The organism is Kribbella sp. NPDC056951, from assembly GCF_042674205.1.
GTDB lineage: Bacteria > Actinomycetota > Actinomycetes > Propionibacteriales > Kribbellaceae > Kribbella > Kribbella yunnanensis.
In genome coordinates this window covers 1,557,420-1,573,647 of the sequence record NZ_JBHUQZ010000001.1, presented here as the reverse complement: position 1 = coordinate 1,573,647, position 16,228 = coordinate 1,557,420, and the positions used below count along the sequence as shown (strand labels likewise).

Genomic DNA, 16,228 nt, shown 5'->3' with positions numbered 1-16,228 from the left:
CATGGCAAACGGGCGGCAACCCGCGTCGGATTGCCGCCCGCCTTACCTCGTTACTGCCAGTTGCCGTTCGGCGGCGGCGTTCCGTTGGAGTAGCCACCGTTCTGCGGCGCTCCATGAGCGGCCGGGTACTGCGGATCGGCCGGCGGCTGGTACTGCGGCGGGGCACTCATCCCGTTGTCCGTGCTCATCGGCTTCTGGATGTTGTCCTTCGAGAACATGCTGGCCAACGCCCGGGCAGCCATCTCGCGGCCACCGAGACCGAAGGCGAGGCCGAGTGCGAGCGCGGCGCCCGCGAGGACGATCAGCAGCGTGTTGCCGGTCAGCTGGACCGCGATCCCCAACTGCGTGAGCGCGGCGAAGGCGGCGTACACGAGGATCGCGTACTTGCCGACCTTGGCCAGGGTTTCGTTGCCGGTGGCACCGCGGATGATCGCGGCCAGGAAGTTCGCGAACAGCGCGGCCAGACAGAGGATCACGATCGCGGCGAAGATCCGCGGGATGTAACCGAGCATCGTGCTCATGAACGCCGAGATCTCCGGCACGCCCAGTGCCGAGGCGAACATCGTGAAGCTGATCAGGAACACGAACCAGAACACGACCTTGCCGAGCACCGCCGAAGCGGTCAGCCCCGTGCCGGACCGCTGCAGCACACCGGAGACCCCGGCCCGCTCCATCCACTGGTCGAACCCGACCCGGCCGAGCAGCTTCCCGACCAGTTTGCCGAGCACTTTGGCTACGAAGTACCCGATCACCAGAATGACCAGGCCGCCGAGCAGGTTCGGAATGAACCCGAGCAGCTTGCTGAACGCGTCCTCGAACGGCCCTGTGAAGTCGATCGCTAACGGACTCATCGGATGTCCTTCCGATTGGCCCGCATCCGCCGTCGCGCAGCACCGCACACGACCCCGGCTACGGGCGGATGCAGTGGTGTCTAGTATCACCCGTTCCCCTCGTTGCTCAGGGCAAACGGTGATCACAGCCGTGTAATCCTTGTATTGCAACGAAAAGTCTTTGCATAAACTGGCGCCATGACCGCCGACCTGATCATCCGCCGCGCCACCGCCGCCGACGTGCCCGCCATCGTCACCATGCTCGCCGACGACCAGCTGGGTACCAACCGCGAGTCGCTCGACGACCCGACGCCGTACCTGAAGGCCTTCGCCGACATCGACGCCGACCCGAACCAGCTCCTGGTAGTTGCCGAGCGCAACCACGAACCCGTCGGCACACTGCAGCTCACGATCATCCCCGGCCTGTCCCGCCGAGGCTCCTGCCGCGGCCTCATCGAGGCCGTCCGCGTAGCCGCCCCCGCACGCGGCAGCGGTCTCGGTACGACGCTCATCCACTGGGCGATCGAAGAGTCGCGCAACCGCGGCGCCACCCTCGTCCAGCTCACCTCGGACAAATCCCGCACCGAGGCCCACCGCTTCTACACCAACCTAGGCTTCGAACAATCCCACGAGGGCTTCAAACTCAAGCTCAGCTGACCCGTTTCGGTGCTGCTGTGAAGGTGTTGCAGGTGGCGGGGTTGGTGGAGGCGAAGGCTCGCGTTGTCCAGTAGGCATGACTCTTGTAGGAGCCGTGGTCGCGAATCTTGAGCGTGTTGTTCTCATCGCCGACGTGCCGGACGATCGACTTCCAGATGCGGAGGCGTTCGCCGGCGAGTTTGAAACTCGTGCGGTTGGCGCCGAGAAAGGCTGCGCCCAGGCAGCTGGCCTGAAGTTCGAGGCGGCGTTCGTTCTCGAGCTGCACGGCCTTCGGCTGCTTCCACCAGCCTGCGTCGTACGTCGCCAGGATCCCGGTCGAGTTCTGGACGTGGTGACCGTATTCGTGGGCGATCAGCTGCTGGAAGTCGACAAGGTTCCAGACCGGCTCGTCGGGGTCGCTGAACTCCGGCCATTCGAAGCAGATCGTGCCCTTGTCGTAGAACGCGTCCATGTTCTTCGGGGCGTCGCCGCACTCGGGTGCGGCAGCCGGCTTCTTCAGGTCGTAGGCCTGCACGGTCTTCACCGGGAAGAAGACAGCCTGCGAGCGATCCACCAACGGCGCCCACGCCCGGTCCATACACGCGACCATCACCCGCGCGTACGCCAGCAACTCCGCCTTCGTCTCCGGCGCCGCCGCCGGCAGCACGCAACGGACGGCCGGCACCTTCCCCGCCCCATACAACTTGTTCGCCGCAGCAAGCCCCTGCAACGAAAGGTCGATCGTGGTCGACGGCGACGGCTTCACAACCGGCTTCGCCTTGGGCTTCACAACTGGAGTGGGCGTCGCCACCGTCGTACGGACGGGTTGGACCGCGACCGACGGTTCATCCCGCGCCACCGCGACTCCGGCCACAGCAGCCACCGCAACAGCCAGCACGGCGAGCCCCGCGGCCTTGAGCATCAACTCACCCGCTTGGCCGAGGCCGTGAACGTGTTGCAGGCCCGCGGATTCTGCGCGGTGAAACCGGCCGAGGTCCAGAACCACTGGTTGGCGCGCGACCCGTAAAGACGGGCGACCTTCGGGTCGTTCGACGAGGACTTCTCAGCGCGTTCCCAGGCGTCGTACTTCGCCCCGGTCAAGCCGAGCGACTGCTTGTTCGCCCCAAGGAAGATTCCACCGAAGCAACCGTTCTGGAGCTGACGCTTCCGCCGCCACTGGAATTTCGACGCGTCTGTCTTGGCAAAGCCCTCCTCCGAGAACACGGCGGTCAGCATCTCCGTGTTGTCCTGCACGTGGAAGCCGTAGACGGTGGCGACGGAGCTCATCATCCAGACCTGGGCTCCGGCCGGATCCTCGCGATAGGCCTTCAGATCGTCCTGCCAGTTGATGCTGATCGAGTGACCAGTGCTGTTGCAGTAGTACATCGAGTCGCTCGTCTCGGTACATCCGGTGCCGGCCTTCTTGCTCTGCAGGACCACCGTGGGAGCCTCGAACTTGTAGCCGGCCTTCTTGATCAGCGGTTCCCAGGTCTTGTTCAGGCAGGCAACCAGGGCCTGGTAGTACTCGAGAATTGCCGACTGGGAGTCCGGCTTGATCGACGTCTTGCAGTTGACCGACGGAACCTTGCCCACCGCGTAGATCTCGTTCTTCTGTAGGCGGGTGAGGTTCGGGACCGGCTTCTCGGTGACTGTCACCGTCGGGTCGGGCAGTGTCGGGATCGGCGCCGGCGTCGTGCGGACCGACGGGCGGGACAGCGGGGAGTCGACGGAGCTGTCGTAGCTGCTGATTGCTTTGAAGCAAGCGACGCCGACCGATGCGGTGACGACGAGGACGAGCGCCGAGAGTCCTGCGATCACAGCCTTCGAGTACTGCCGAGGTGGCGGAGGTGGCGGGCCTACCTGGGTGTACTGCGATCCGGTCCGCGACGACGGTCGGTTCCAGCCGACCCGCTGGGAACCGCCGGTACGACGGGTGCCGGCCAGCGGCGTGAGCGGCGTACCGGGGAGTGGCGCGGGCGGCGGTCCGCTGTAGACGGAAACCGCCTCGGGGTCGACCGCGAGCGGCCGTGCCTTGCGGCGGAGGGCGGATTCGCCCGGGTCCGACAGCGCGCGGGCCTTGCCGAGGGCGATCGGCTGCGACCGGTTCGCCACGGCGGGCGACGTACGGTCACTCTCGGTGAGGCTGTCGCTGGTGGGGAGGTAGTGTCCGGCGCCTGGCGGCGTGTTCGCACCGCCGTCGGGCTGTTCGTCAGGCATTACTCGTCCCCATCGCTCGTGACATGACTCAACCGACCTTGGCGGCTGGCGCTCCAAAAGTGTTGCAGGTCCCGGGATCGGTTTTCGCAAAGCCCTGGCCCATCCAGAGGGCGTGGCTCTTGATCGATCCGTGGTCGCGAGGTTCCTTCTTGTTGTTCTCGTCGCCGCTGTGGGTCATCAGATAGGTCCACTGACGCTCCAGCTCACCCTTGATCGGGAAGCTCGCCCGGGTCGCACCGACGAAGGCCGCGGCGAAACAGTTGGCCTGCAGCGCCTGCCGCCGGTCCTGTTCCAGCTCGGCGGCCTTGTCCTTGGCCTGGTCGCGCAGGTTCTGCGAGGACTCGAAGATCCCGGCCAGGCTCTGCACGTGAACGCCGTACACGAAGGCGATCGACTGGGCCATGTGGATCCGAGTGGCGGCCTTGTTCTTCGCGTAGTCGGTGGTCAGGTCCTGCCAGGGCATCGTGACGCTGCCGCCGTGCTCGTCGGCGCAGTACGACGCGACCTTCTCCTGGATCCCGCAGGCCGTCTCCTGCCCCTCGTTGAAGATCACGAGCTTCGGCGAGCGGAACTCGAACCCGGCCTTGGTGACGACCGGCTTCCACGCGTTGTCGAGGCAGACGATCATCGCCTCGTAGTACGACCACACGTTGTCCAGCGTGGTCGGCCGGAACGCCGGCTCCTTGCACTTCACCGCGGCCAGCTTCCCCGCGGTGTAGATCGGGTTCTTCCCCAGTACGTCGGCATCCGCGGTCGGCTTGCGAGTCGGCTTGGGCGCTCCGTCTTCGTCGCGCACCGACGGCGTGGTCAACGGGTTCGCCAGCAGCCCGTCACTCTTCGAGAGCACGGTGACACCGGCGTACACGATCCCGCCGACCACCAGCAGCACCCCGGCCACGATCCCAGCCACCAGCAGCTTGGACCGCTTCTTGTTCGGATCGAACGGAATCGGGTCCGGGTGATAAACAGCCCGGTACGCCGCCGCTGCCGCCGCCGAATCCTGAGCCGATGTCGACCCCAGCCGCGACTGCCCCGGCCCATCCACCCGCGATCCCCGCAACTGCGGCGCGGCCTCGTCCTCCGCCGCCTTGCTCAACCGCGGCGTCGGCGCCGCCAACGGCGCAGCCCCACGCTCCGCCGCCTTGCCATCGGTCCCGCTGTCCCCGGCCCCACCCGGCAGAAAATGTCCCGGCTTCGGCCCTGGCTGATCAGCCATGTCTCTCTTCTCTCCCCAGCACTGCAGTCCCCGATCCACCCCCAGACCGGCGCATGATCCTAAACCTGAATCACCCGATCAGCCCACTAAATTGCACCAATTGACATTACCTGACGGTAAGTTAAGTCCCCGTGCTGGAGAATCCGCGGTTTCCACGGTCCAACGGGTACGACACCGAGTGGGTGCTGGCGGGCGACATGGGCCCGCACCCGTTGTGGCTGCTCGAGGAGTTGGCCGACGAACTCGACCTGCAGTCGGGGATGCGGGTCCTGGATCTGGGGTCGGGGAAGGGCGCGACCTCGGCGTTCCTGGCCAAGGAGTACGGCGTTCGCGTCTGGGCCGCCGACCTCTGGATCGACCCGACCACGGCCGCGGAGCACATCGCCGTACAGGGGGTGGAGGGTGTCACGACGTTGAAGGCGGAGGCTCATGCGTTGCCGTTCGCGCATGGGTTCTTCGACGCGGTCGTGTGTGTGGACGCTTGGGAGTACTTCGGTACGGCGGACAACTATCTCGCCTACATCACCAAGTTCCTGGTACCGGGTGGGCAGCTCGGGGTGGCGACGCCGGCGTTGCGGCGGGAGGTTCGGGAGCTCGGGTTCATCCCGGAGCACATCAAGAAGCTGGTCGGGTGGGAGGCGCTGGCCTGGCACACCGCCGACTGGTGGCGATTCCAGTGGGAAATCACCGAGCTGGTCGAGGTGACGGCCGCGCGGTTCCAGGAGTCCGGGTGGGCCGACTGGCTCGCCTGGTCGCACGCGGTCTCGACGTACCGGGGTGAGCGAGACGGGGCGCTCGACATGCTTGAGGCAGATCAGGGTGAGTACCTGACGTTCGCGATCTTGGCCGCCCGTACTGTGGGGGCATGAGCTGGGCTGTGTATGCGCTGCGAGGACCAGGAGGCGTTCGGCGTCTCGAGGACATGCCGGACGGCTACGAACCACCCTCGGTGGGGATGGCGACCGAGGTGATCGACGTCGTCCGCGAGGTGGTGCCGGACGTGGACACGACCAAACCGTCCTGGCTGACGTTGCGCAGCGACGACTACGACGTCGAGATGACGATCGGCAAGGGCGTCCAGGTCCGCGACATCACGTTCTACCTGAACGACGGTCCCCGCTCGATCCCGATCGTGATGGAAATCAGCCGCCGCCTCGGCGTCACGCCGTACGACACCGAATCCGGCAACTTCCTCACCGAAGAGTCCCGCCCACCGGTCCCGCCGCCACTCACCCCGGACGAGATCAAGGCCAACAAACCCAAGTGGTGGAAGCTCGGCCGCAAGTAGTCAGGCCGGGCGGGTGGCGACGAGGCGGGCGATCTTGTTGATGCGGTGTTCGGGGTTGCCGAGGGAGTCGCGCCAGTAGTTGCCGGCCGCGTTGTCCTCGGGGGTCGCGCAGGTGGAGATGGTCAGCATCGCTTGCGTCGCCTTGACGCCGGGACGACCCGGTACGGCGGCGTTCTGCGCAGCCTTCTCGGCGGGCTTGCGGAACGAGATGGTCATCGTCTGCGAGACCACGTAGTCGTACACAGTCCCGCCAGCCGTGAACAGCACGTGCGCCCCGTTCGCCAACTCCGGCACCCGCTCCAACGGCCGCCCGTGTGACACGCGATGCCCGGTGATGATGAAAGTTCCCCACCTCGCCGACCCCGACCCCACCCGCCGACCCAAGCGGACTGGCCGCGACCCCACGGTTCTGAATCGTCGTCCCCGGCCGATCGTCAGCCGTCCCCTGGTAGGAGACCACCCGAAGCCCGCGCACCCCGATCGACGGAATGCTCATTGTCACCGGCCCAGTCACAGGCGTGCGCGAAGGTGTCGGCCGCCCGCTCGGCGTGGGCGCGCCGGTCGGAGTCGGCCCGCCGGTCGGGGGCGTGGCTCCCGGGGTGGGTGTAGCGCCCGGAGGCGTCGTGGCGCTCGGCTGCGAGCTGGCAGTTGTTGAGCTTGTCGGTACGTCGGCCTGCGGCGTACTGGGCGTGTCGGAGCAGCCGGCCAACGCCACCAGCGCGATCACCACGACTCCTGCCAGCCTCACTCGACGAAGGTAGGCCGGGCGACCGAAAACCCTCCGAAAGCTCAGTCCAGGAGCTCGAACACCGCAGCCCCGACCCGCAGCACCCCGGACGTCAACGGAGTCGCTCGTACGCCGCCCCGCCCGCGCAGCGCCTTCATCGCCCCCGGCCCCACCACCACGTCCATCCACGCACACGGATTGGCCGGCCGATAAGCCTGGAACTCCACCGCCCCGCCCCCGGAGTCGAGCGAGAACCGCCGCCCAACCGCACCCGCACCCGGTCGAGCGGCAAGCGTGTCGATCGGATATCCACGAACCACGATGTTCCGCCGCAGCACCGTCGGATCCCCGTCCACCGAATCCGCATCCAGCAGAGTCACCGCCGCGTTGCGATGAACGGTCTGCCCGAAGTACCGATCCCCGACAATCCCGAACCCTGCCCGAATCTCCACCTCAGAACGAGCAATCGGCACCGGATCAGCCCGCGGCCCATCCGCCGGCCGCCCCTCGAACGCGTGCACCGACGACACGACGAGCGCCACGATCTCGACCGGCGTACTCATCCCCAGGTCAACGGATCCAGCAGCCGGAAGAATTCGAGCCGCCGCCGATCCGGCTCGGTCACCCCGTACGCCGTCAGGAACGGCCCCGGGTCGACCGACCACTCGTCGTACAACTGGATCGTGGTCAACGCAAGATCAGAGTACCGATCGGCAACCCCGAGCCGCCCCACATCAATGAACCCCGTCACCCGCAACGTCAGCGGATCGAAGAACACGTTCGGCAGACACGGATCCCCATGACACACCGCGAGCTCGGTCACCGACTCCACATAGGGGCGCTCGGCAACCACTTGCTCCAGGAGCGATTCCGGAGTCACCAATCGCCACTCGTCGGTCAGGAAGTCCGGGTTCACCGCACCCCGCCGTACGACGTCCTCCGCGGACGCGATCACCGACGCCAGCGGACGCTCGAACGGGCAGTCCGGCAGCGAATGCAACTCGCGCAAGGTCCGCCCGAGCGTCTCCATCGCACCAAGCCAAGCCCAGGACGGCAACTCGATCCCCGGGATCCCCGGTACGGCGCTCGTCACCAGGCACGCGCCGTCGTCCGACACCTGCCAGTCGACGACCGTCGCGCCCGGCATCCCGCTCGACGCCAGCCACGCGATCCGATCGCGTTCCGCCTCCAGCTCCGGCACGCCCGCAGGACCGCAGCACTTGGCGAACGCGTCACCACGCCGGTACACCGACGTGTCGGATTCGCCGATGTCGACGGCTTCCCAGCCGTCCCCCGCCGGCGTCATGCTCGCGACGACTCGCGCACGATCAGCTGCCATGGAAAATCGAACACCTCCCCCGGCGCACCCTCCCGGTCGGTCAATCGGCCGACCATGATGCGCGCCAATGTCTCGTTGAAACCGACCGGTCCGACCGTCGACAACGACGGGTCCAGATGCTCACCCTCGGGCGTGTTCCCGACCCCGACCACGGCCAGGTCCCGCGGTACGTCGATCCGCAGCCGATGCGCAGCCCGTACGACGGCGATCGCGGCGAAGTCCGTCGTACAGTAAACGGCGGATGGCCGATCCGGCTTGCTCAGCAAGGTCATCGCGGCCCGGTAGGCACCCTCGGGGTGCTGCTCGAACACCTCGATGTCCTCGTCGAGAATCGGCTTGCCGGCCGCCGTCAGAGTGTTCACGTATGCGTCGAACCGTTTGAATCCCGACCGCCGCGAAGTCAGCGCGCCGACGCGGTCGTGCTGCGCCAACAGGTGTTCGACAGCCAAGTGACACCGCGGCTCGGCGCCAGACCGGATCACGTCGAAACCTCGCGGCTCGAGCGTCTCGCTGAACGCGACGATCTGGACACCCTGCGCCGCAAAGGCCTCGAGCTCAGCGATCTCGGCCGGATCCGAACTGACGCCGTCGATGAAGATCACGTCAGGCGTCCGGTTCGACAGCACAGCCCGCCAGTCGCCATCGGCAACGATCAGCGCCGTCTTGTTCAACGGCCGGACCGCCGCGCTGACAGCGTCCGCCACCGCCTGGGACCACGGATCGGCGAGCACGTTCAGTGACAGCAGGACCAGGTCGGACTTCCCCGTCCGGATCGCCCGGGCGGCGTCGTTCCGCCGGTAGCCGAGCCGGCTGGCGACCTCGCGCACCCGGTCCGCCGTGGAGTCCTTGATGGTGTGACTGCGATGCCGTCCGGACAGCACGTAGGACACGGTCGCGACCGAGACGCCTGCCTCCTTCGCAACCATGCGCAGTGTTGGCCGGTCCGACATACGGATGATTCTCTCAGACGGGTCTAACCTTTTACCGCACCCGTGATGACACCCTTGGTGAAATGCCGCTGCAAGAAGGGGTAAACGAGAGCGATCGGGACGAGCGCGACGACCACCACCGCCATCTGCAGGGATTGCGGTTGCGGCAGCGGTTCCACCCCGAGTTGGTCCGCCGACAGCGACTTCCCCTGCAGGACGTAGGTCCGCAGGATCACCTGGACCGGCCACTTCGAGGTGTCGTTCAGGTAGAGGAGTGCGTTGAAGAACGCATTCCAGAACCCGACCGCGTAGAACAGCCCGACCACCGCGATCACCGCCTTCGACAGCGGCATCACGATTTTGCGCAAAATCATGAAGTCACTCGCGCCGTCGATCCGCGCGCTCTCCAGCAGTTCACCCGGCACATTCATGAAGAAGGTGCGCAGGACAACGAAGTTGAACGCACCCAGCGCACCCGGCAGGATCAGCGACCACAGGCTGTCCAGTAACCCGAGTTGCTTCACCACCAGGAACATCGGGATGATCCCCGGCGCGAACAACAGCGTGAACAGAACCATCAGCAACACCGGCCGCCCGAACAGCACCGGCCGCGAGGTCGCATAGGCCAAGGCGATCGTCACCGCGAGCGCGATCGCCGTACCGACGAGAGTGACGAAGACACTGACCATGATCGCCCGGCCCATCAACCCGCCGCTGAACAAGGTTTGATACGCCTTCACCGTCGGATGCGACGGCCACAGCACGTACCCGCCGGCCTCGATGATGTCCTGGTCGCTGGCCAGCGACGTCGACACCACGACCAGGATCGGTACGACGATCGCCAGCGCGAAGCCACCGAGGACGACCGCCTTGATCGCCTGGTAGACCGGCGACGGATTCTCCTTCCAAATGGGCCTCATGAGCCACCCCTTCGTTGGAAGATCCCCGGCTCGCCGAGTCGATGGGCGAGCGAGTTGGCGCCCCAGAGCAGCAACGCGCCGACCACGCCCTTGGCCAGCCCGGCCGCGGCTCCGCTACTCCAATCGCCGCCGACCACACCCGCGTAGTACGTGAATGTGTCCAGTACTTCGGCCGCGCCCGGGCCGACGGAATCTCGCTGCAGGATGAACTGCTCGAATCCGACGCTGAGGATGTCACCGATCCGCAGAATGAGCAGCAGCACGATGACCGTCCGCAGCGACGGCAGGGTGATGTGCCAGAGCCGCCGCCAGCGCCCAGCGCCGTCCGCGGCCGCCGCCTCGTAGAGCGAGACGTCGACCGTGGTCAGCGCGGCCAGGAAGATGATCATCGCCCATCCCGCGTCCTTCCAGACCAGTTGTGCGACCACCAGCAGCGGGAAGGTGTCGGGGTTCGTCATGAACGGTATCGGGTCCAGCCCGGCCTGCCGGAGCAGGTTGTTCACGAACCCCGCGCCACCCAGCGACTGCTGGAACAGCGTCACCACCAGCACCCAGGACAGGAAGTGCGGCAAGTACGCGATGGTCTGGAACCAACGCCGTACCCGGTTGCTGACCAGCGAATCCACGATCAGCGCCAGGCCGATCGGGATCGGGAAGAACAGCAGCAGCTGTACGCCGGCCAGGATCAGCGTGTTCCGCAGCGCATCCCAGAAGTCGGGGTTCGCGTACAGGTTGACGAAGTTCGTGAACCCGTTCCACTCGCTGTGCATGATGCCGAGGTACGGCTGGAAGTCCTGGAAGGCCACGACATTGCCGATCACCGGCAGGTAGAAGAAGACCAGCAGGAAGACGACGCCCGGGACCATCAGCAGCACCATCTGCCAGTCCCGGCGCCACCGCGCAGTGAATGTCACGGAACCTCACGACCCGGTGACCGGCACGCCCGCCGGCAGTACGGCGGCGAACTCGCCACGCATCTTGTCACCGCCACCGGACTTCCAGCGCTTCAACGCCTCGTCGTACGCACCGATCTTCTGCCGGCCGGTGACGATGTCGACGATCGTGTCCCGGAACGCCGCGGTCAGCTTCGGACCGACCTTGCTGCTGGTGTCGGAGTACGTGCCCGCGGTCGGGTTGCGCATCGCGAACTCCAGCAGCTTCTGCTCGGTCGCGTGGATCTTCTTCGTGTCGTCCGGGAAGGCCGGGTTGAAGATCACGCTCTCCGGCGAGTTCATGATCGTCAGCGCGCTCACCAGACCGGGCGCCTGCTGGGTGCCGGCCTTCGTCAGCACCGGGTTGCCCTGCGCGTCCAACTCATACTGCTGACCTTGTACGCCGAAGTTCTTCTGCAGGTACTCCTTGGTGCCGAACGGCGCCGACAGGTAGTCCATCAACGCGAGCAGCTCGCGGATCCGGCCCTCGTCGGTCTTCTTGAACGGCGTGAATCCGACCGTGCCGTAACCCATGTCGTAGACCGGTTTCGCCTTACCGTCATGGCCGAATGGGATCAGTGTGTCGACGAACAGCGACGGGTCGAGCGCCCGGAAGTCCGCGGTCGCCCGCGGTCCGACCACGACCTGCGCCGCGATCTGACCATTCACGGTCTTCGGGGTCGCGTCGGCGAGATTGAGGTCCGGGTAGAACACCTTCGCGGCCCACAACTTCGCGGCGTACTCGACTGCGGCCCGGTAATTCTCGGTCTCGTACAAGTGCGTGAGCGAGCGATCAGCGTTGACCCGCCAGCCGTTCGGGGCACCGAACCACTCACCGAACATGTGCAGCATGTTGATGATCGCCGGCTCGAGCGCGTAGTTCGTGCCGTTGCTCAACTCCTTGCACTTGGCAAAGAACTCGTCCGCGCTCGTGCTCTGCAGACCGCCGACCTTCTCCCAGGTCTTCGGGTTGCCCATCATCACCTGGCCGAACGGCGTCGACGGGATCGGCGCGCCCCAGATCTTCCCGTTCACGACCGCGGTCCGCCAGGACGCGGGCTTCAGCGCGGCCAGGTTCGGGTACTCCAGAACGGCATCGCCGGACAGGTACTTCGTGAGGTCCTGGAACTTTGCCTCGAGCATCGGACCGATGTTCGGGATGCCCTGGTTCGGCGGCAGCCACATCAGGTCCGGCAGCGAGTCGCTGGCCAGCAGCGTCGCGAACTTCTCCGGGTAGCCCGGGTCGGTGCCGATGGTGAGCTTGAGCTCCGCGCCGAGCGCCTGGTTCAGCGACTGCCACATCGCGTTGCTGCCCATCGGCGGCGGAGGCGTCGCGAACGTCTCGGTCAGCGCGGTCACCGCGTTCTTCAGCGGCGGCGCCTTCACACTCGCGGCCGCGTCGGCCGGGAACCGCAGGAACCCGGGTTCGAGCCCCGACTCAGCGCCGGGCAGGTCAGGCTGCAACCCCGCAAAGGGCTTGTGCGTCGGCAGTTTCAGATCGCCGGACGCCTTCGCCCCGCCACCCGCCGTACCGCCGTCGCCACACCCGGCAAGGGTGGAGCCTGCCACCACCGCTGCACCGGAGACCTGCAGGAACCGTCGCCGACTGATCATTGCTGCTCCAAGCCACAGTAGAGTGCTCACTAACGAGCACTTAAACGTTAACCCGGACCGTAAACGACGGCGGCGCCTGATGGCAAGGGACAAAACGCAGCCGGCGGCCGCGGGGAACTCCCCAACGACCGCCGGCTTCGGCTTGTTGCTGTGCTAGCTCAGCAGCGGATCAGCAGACCGAGCAGGATGCTGCAGGTCTTGCTGGCCTTGTCGTTACCCGCCGCCGAGTCGTCCGGCGAGCTGGCGGTCCGCTGCGCGGTCGCGGTGAACGAGCCCGTGGTCAGCAGCCCGGCGGATGCGCTGAACGTCTTCGTCACCGACGCCCCACTGGCCAGCGATGCGACACCACAGTTGAGGCTCCGCGTCGTACCAACTCGCGTGCACCCGTTCGTCCCGGCGTAGTTCAGACCGGCCGGGTACGCCGCCGCGACGTTGATCCCGGTCGCCGTGGCCGGCCCGTTGTTCTTCACCGTCACGGTGTAGTTGATCCGCGCACCCGATGCCGAACCGGTCAGCCCGACCGCGATGTCGGCCTTCGGCACCGTGAAGTTCAGCGTCGGCCCTTCCAGGAGCTCGAACGAGTACTCGTCACCGAGCAGCTGATGCTGCAGCGTGACCGACGGCGGTGCGGTCTCCAGCACCTTGAACGTGTAGACGACCGTCCGGGTCTCACCACTGGGCAGATCACCGAGCGCGGCCCGGTACTCGATGTCCAACGGGAAACAGATGATCGCTCCCGTGCAGCCGACCAGCTCGATCATCCCCGGCAGCGAAACACCGGTCTTCCCGAACAGCGCGGCCTTGGCCCCGACGATCGTGAACGACGCGGCATTGTGGACCGTCTGGGTGATGGTGAATTCGGTCCCCACGCCAGGCGAGGTGTTACTGACCTCGACGGCGCTGGTCGGCGGGTCGGCAGCCATTGCCGTCGCCGGAGCGATCAGAGATGCGCCGGCAACAGCCGTAACCAGCGCAGCACGAAGTAACTTCCAGGCATGCATAGCACAGCCCCCCACTTAATTAGACTGAACTTCCCCCACCGCCTCATCGGCGATGCAGAAGAGTATGGTGCCCCCGATCACAACGCACAACGGCTCGAATCAGCCGTTTGTTACGGGTCACCCACAGTCAGCGGTTGGTGACTTCGAACGCCACGATCGCGGCCGCGACAGCGACATTCAGCGACTCGACCCCCGCGTGCAGCGGGATCTGCAGGTCGGAATCGGTGCTCACGGTGATGCCGTTGGTCTCGCCGCCAAGCACGTAGACAGCACGCGGCGCGAGCTCGGTCTTGAACAACGAGTCCTGCGACCGCGCCGACAGCCCGTACACGTGGTACCCCGCCGTCCGCAGTACGTCGACAGCCGCCTTCGCGGTCGACGTGTTCACGATCGGGGCCTGGAACGCGATCCCGGCCGACGCCTTGATCACGAGCGGCCCGACATGCGGCGTACCGGCCCTCGGCAGGATCACCCCGTCGAAACCGGCACCGGTCGCCGTACGGAGGATCATCCCGACGTTGCCCGGGTTCGTCACACCGTCCAGCAGGAACACGTTGGTCGGACGCTTACCGCGGTCGCGGACGAACTCTTCCAGAGGCGTCATCCGCGGTGCGTTCACATCCGCGACGACGCCCTGGTCGTGTTTCCCGTTCCCCGCCAGCCACTTCACGCGGTTCGCGGTCGCCCGCTCGACCGGCGTACCGGTCCGGTCCGCCGCACGCAGGATCTCCTGCATCGAACCACCGGTCGCGTTGTCCGCGATGACGACCTTCGCGACCGACAGCTTCGGGTCGTCCAGGGCCTCGAGCACAGGCTTGCGCCCGTAGATCGTGATCCATTTGTCCCGCGGCGACTTCTTCGACTCCACCCGCCTAACTTACTGGAGCGGGTTGGTCGCCTTGCCATCCAGCCAGAGGGTGGCCGACTTGTCACCGTGCGGTCCGGAGCGGCCGACGTGCTTGTCGCTGATCTGCGGGCCGTTCTTGATCACGTGCACCAGCGCCATCGCGTGCCCACGGCCGAGGTCGTAGTCCGCCTTCAACCAGTCGCAGATCACCCCGGCCTTCACATCCTTCGCGTCGTACCCCTTCGCCTTCGCCTGCTCGACCAGCACCCGCGGAGTGTGGCCGGTCTTCTCTTCGATCTTGTCCAAGTACGCCTGGAACGACATGTTCGTCTGCTTTCGGTTGGGGTTGCTTGGTTGCTTTCACCCCTGCGTCGACCGGGCCTGCTCGATTTCGACACATCGCGTGATCGCTTCGACCGATCGATCAACATCGATCGCACTCGTCGTCCAGTTCGACACCGAGATCCGCATCGCCGCGCGCCCGTGCCACGTCGTACCGGACGCCCAGGCCGTGCCCTCCTGCTGCACCGCCGTGACCACTCTCCGAGTCAGGTCGTCATCCCCGAAACGGACGAGGACCTGATTCAGGGTGACGTCGTTCAGTACGTCCGCTCCGGCCTCGCGCAGCTGCTCTGCAAACCGGCTCGCCATCGCACAGCACCGATCCACCAGCTCCACGATCCCGCTCCGCCCGAGCGCCCGGATCGCGGCGTACACGGCGATGCCCCGCGCGCGGCGGGAGAACTCGGGGTTGTAGTCGAGCGGGTCCCGCTTCTCCGCATCGTGGATCAGGTACGACGCTCGCACCGACATCGCGGCCCGATGCGCCTCTGGGTGGGCGGTGAACACGAGCCCCGAGTCGTACGGCACGTTCAGCCACTTGTGCGCATCCGTCGCCCACGAATCAGCCTTCGCGATTCCTCGAATCGGCGTACCGACAGTGCTCCACAACCCGAACGCTCCGTCCACATGCACCCAGGCGTCCGTCGTCAGCTCACAGATGTCGTCCAGCGGATCGATCGCGCCGGTGTTCACATTGCCCGCCTGCGCACAAACGATCGTCGGTCCTTGTCCGAGCTCTGGCGCCAGGGCATCCGGCCGCATCCGCCCCTGCCCGTCCACCGCGATCGGCACCATGCACCGCGTCCCCAACCCGAGGAACCGCAACGCCCGATCCACAGTGTCGTGCCGCTCAGCCCCAACCAGCACCCTGATTGCCGGAGCTCCGATCAGCCCGTCCGCCTCGACATCCCACCCGGCCTTTCGCAGTACGTCGTACCGCGCCGCCGCCAGCGCCGTGAAGTTCGCCATCTGCCCGCCGGTCACGAACCCCACCGAGGTCTGCTCAGGCAGCCCGAACAACTCCACCAGCCACTCCGCCGCGATCTCCTCGACCACCGCCGCCGCGGGCGCAGCGGCGTACAGGCCCGCGTTCTGATCCCACACCGTCGCCAGCCAGTCCGCCGCCAACGACGCCGGCGTCGCCCCACCGATCACAAACCCGAAGAACCGCGCACTCCCCGTAGCAACCAGCCCACCCTCAACCCCGTCAGCCAGCGCCTCGATGATCTGGGTCGGATTGCCCGGCCCCTGCGGCAACTCACCGCCCAGCCTCCGCCGCAACTCGCTCGCCGCAGCCGAGGCCCCCACCGGCCGCTCCGGCAGGTTCTGGAGATATGTCATCGCCCGCGCATACGCCTCGCCGAGCGGCCCCTCCCAATCCGGTTCCATT

General features: G+C 66.4%; 19 protein-coding genes. 4 read left to right on the top strand and 15 right to left on the bottom strand.

Annotated elements, in window-relative coordinates; translation table 11 throughout:
• Positions 1-50: 50 nt before the first annotated feature.
• Positions 51-851, bottom strand: coding sequence for a hypothetical protein (locus tag ACFTSF_RS07290; protein ID WP_380153011.1), 801 nt, complete (start codon positions 849-851; stop codon positions 51-53).
• A 177-nt stretch (positions 852-1,028) separates the two neighbouring features.
• Here ACFTSF_RS07290 and ACFTSF_RS07285 point away from each other — a divergent pair, with 177 nt between their 5' ends.
• Positions 1,029-1,487 carry a GNAT family N-acetyltransferase gene (locus tag ACFTSF_RS07285; RefSeq protein ID WP_380153009.1) on the top strand — a complete coding sequence of 153 codons (459 nt, stop codon included), beginning with the start codon at positions 1,029-1,031 and terminating at the stop codon, positions 1,485-1,487.
• On the opposite strand, the gene ACFTSF_RS07280 is transcribed toward ACFTSF_RS07285, so the two are convergent.
• Genes ACFTSF_RS07280 through ACFTSF_RS07270 form a run of 3 tightly spaced genes read right to left on the bottom strand, consistent with a single transcriptional unit; the run spans position 1,480 to position 4,899 of the window.
• Positions 1,480-2,388 (bottom strand): neutral zinc metallopeptidase, encoded by a 909-nt coding sequence (locus ACFTSF_RS07280; protein WP_380153007.1) that lies wholly within the window; start codon positions 2,386-2,388, stop codon positions 1,480-1,482. The two genes, ACFTSF_RS07285 and ACFTSF_RS07280, sit on opposite strands and share 8 nt — an antisense overlap.
• Positions 2,388-3,683 carry a neutral zinc metallopeptidase gene (locus ACFTSF_RS07275; protein ID WP_380153006.1) on the bottom strand — a complete coding sequence of 432 codons (1,296 nt, stop codon included), beginning with the start codon at positions 3,681-3,683 and terminating at the stop codon, positions 2,388-2,390. Before ACFTSF_RS07275 ends, ACFTSF_RS07280 begins: the two co-directional genes overlap by 1 nt.
• 28 nt (positions 3,684-3,711) lie before the next feature.
• The gene (locus tag ACFTSF_RS07270) at positions 3,712-4,899 is read right to left on the bottom strand and encodes a neutral zinc metallopeptidase (protein WP_380153004.1); all 1,188 of its coding nucleotides are present in this window, start codon (positions 4,897-4,899) and stop codon (positions 3,712-3,714) included.
• 131 nt (positions 4,900-5,030) lie between these two features.
• Here ACFTSF_RS07270 and ACFTSF_RS07265 point away from each other — a divergent pair, with 131 nt between their 5' ends.
• Together ACFTSF_RS07265 and ACFTSF_RS07260 are read left to right on the top strand one after the other, a co-directional pair.
• Positions 5,031-5,768 (top strand): SAM-dependent methyltransferase, encoded by a 738-nt coding sequence (locus ACFTSF_RS07265; RefSeq protein WP_380153002.1) that lies wholly within the window; start codon positions 5,031-5,033, stop codon positions 5,766-5,768.
• A complete protein-coding gene (locus ACFTSF_RS07260; protein WP_380153000.1) occupies positions 5,765-6,187 on the top strand; it encodes a hypothetical protein in 423 nt (140 codons plus the stop codon). Before ACFTSF_RS07265 ends, ACFTSF_RS07260 begins: the two co-directional genes overlap by 4 nt.
• Here ACFTSF_RS07260 and ACFTSF_RS07255 read toward each other — a convergent pair whose 3' ends face one another.
• Complete coding sequence (locus ACFTSF_RS07255; protein ID WP_380152998.1) at positions 6,188-6,508, bottom strand: hypothetical protein; 321 nt, start codon at positions 6,506-6,508, stop codon at positions 6,188-6,190. It abuts the gene before it with no gap.
• A gap of 167 nt (positions 6,509-6,675) precedes the next feature.
• Between ACFTSF_RS07255 and ACFTSF_RS07250 the strand changes: the two genes are divergently transcribed.
• Positions 6,676-6,948, top strand: coding sequence for a hypothetical protein (locus tag ACFTSF_RS07250; RefSeq protein ID WP_380152996.1), 273 nt, complete (start codon positions 6,676-6,678; stop codon positions 6,946-6,948).
• A 28-nt stretch (positions 6,949-6,976) separates the two neighbouring features.
• Here the strand turns inward: ACFTSF_RS07250 and ACFTSF_RS07245 are convergent, their stop codons facing one another.
• From ACFTSF_RS07245 to ACFTSF_RS07200, 10 genes are all read right to left on the bottom strand, one after another.
• Positions 6,977-7,477 carry a molybdenum cofactor biosysynthesis protein gene (locus ACFTSF_RS07245; protein WP_380152994.1) on the bottom strand — a complete coding sequence of 167 codons (501 nt, stop codon included), beginning with the start codon at positions 7,475-7,477 and terminating at the stop codon, positions 6,977-6,979.
• On the bottom strand, positions 7,474-8,253 hold the full coding sequence (locus ACFTSF_RS07240) for a phosphotransferase (protein ID WP_380152992.1): 780 nt from the start codon (positions 8,251-8,253) through the stop codon (positions 7,474-7,476). Before ACFTSF_RS07240 ends, ACFTSF_RS07245 begins: the two co-directional genes overlap by 4 nt.
• Positions 8,217-9,203: a LacI family DNA-binding transcriptional regulator gene (locus ACFTSF_RS07235; RefSeq protein ID WP_344156372.1), complete on the bottom strand. Its 987-nt coding sequence runs from the start codon at positions 9,201-9,203 to the stop codon at positions 8,217-8,219. The genes ACFTSF_RS07240 and ACFTSF_RS07235 overlap by 37 nt, the downstream gene beginning before the upstream one ends.
• Before the next feature lie 23 nt (positions 9,204-9,226).
• Complete coding sequence (locus tag ACFTSF_RS07230) at positions 9,227-10,102, bottom strand: carbohydrate ABC transporter permease (RefSeq protein WP_380152990.1); 876 nt, start codon at positions 10,100-10,102, stop codon at positions 9,227-9,229.
• Positions 10,099-11,016, bottom strand: a complete 918-nt coding sequence (locus tag ACFTSF_RS07225; RefSeq protein ID WP_380152988.1) for an ABC transporter permease — start codon at positions 11,014-11,016, stop codon at positions 10,099-10,101. The genes ACFTSF_RS07230 and ACFTSF_RS07225 overlap by 4 nt, the downstream gene beginning before the upstream one ends.
• Before the next feature lie 6 nt (positions 11,017-11,022).
• On the bottom strand, positions 11,023-12,648 hold the full coding sequence (locus ACFTSF_RS07220) for a sugar ABC transporter substrate-binding protein (protein WP_380152987.1): 1,626 nt from the start codon (positions 12,646-12,648) through the stop codon (positions 11,023-11,025).
• Between the two features lie 158 nt (positions 12,649-12,806).
• A complete protein-coding gene (locus tag ACFTSF_RS07215; RefSeq protein WP_380152985.1) occupies positions 12,807-13,649 on the bottom strand; it encodes a DUF11 domain-containing protein in 843 nt (280 codons plus the stop codon).
• A gap of 127 nt (positions 13,650-13,776) precedes the next feature.
• Entirely contained in the window at positions 13,777-14,517 is a 741-nt protein-coding gene (locus tag ACFTSF_RS07210) for a TrmH family RNA methyltransferase (protein ID WP_380152984.1), read from the bottom strand.
• Positions 14,518-14,526: 9 nt separating this feature from the next.
• The gene (locus tag ACFTSF_RS07205) at positions 14,527-14,820 is read right to left on the bottom strand and encodes a DUF4287 domain-containing protein (protein WP_344156354.1); all 294 of its coding nucleotides are present in this window, start codon (positions 14,818-14,820) and stop codon (positions 14,527-14,529) included.
• A 36-nt stretch (positions 14,821-14,856) separates the two neighbouring features.
• A complete protein-coding gene (locus ACFTSF_RS07200) occupies positions 14,857-16,227 on the bottom strand; it encodes a pyridoxal phosphate-dependent decarboxylase family protein (protein WP_380152982.1) in 1,371 nt (456 codons plus the stop codon).
• Between the last annotated feature and the right edge of the window lies 1 nt (position 16,228).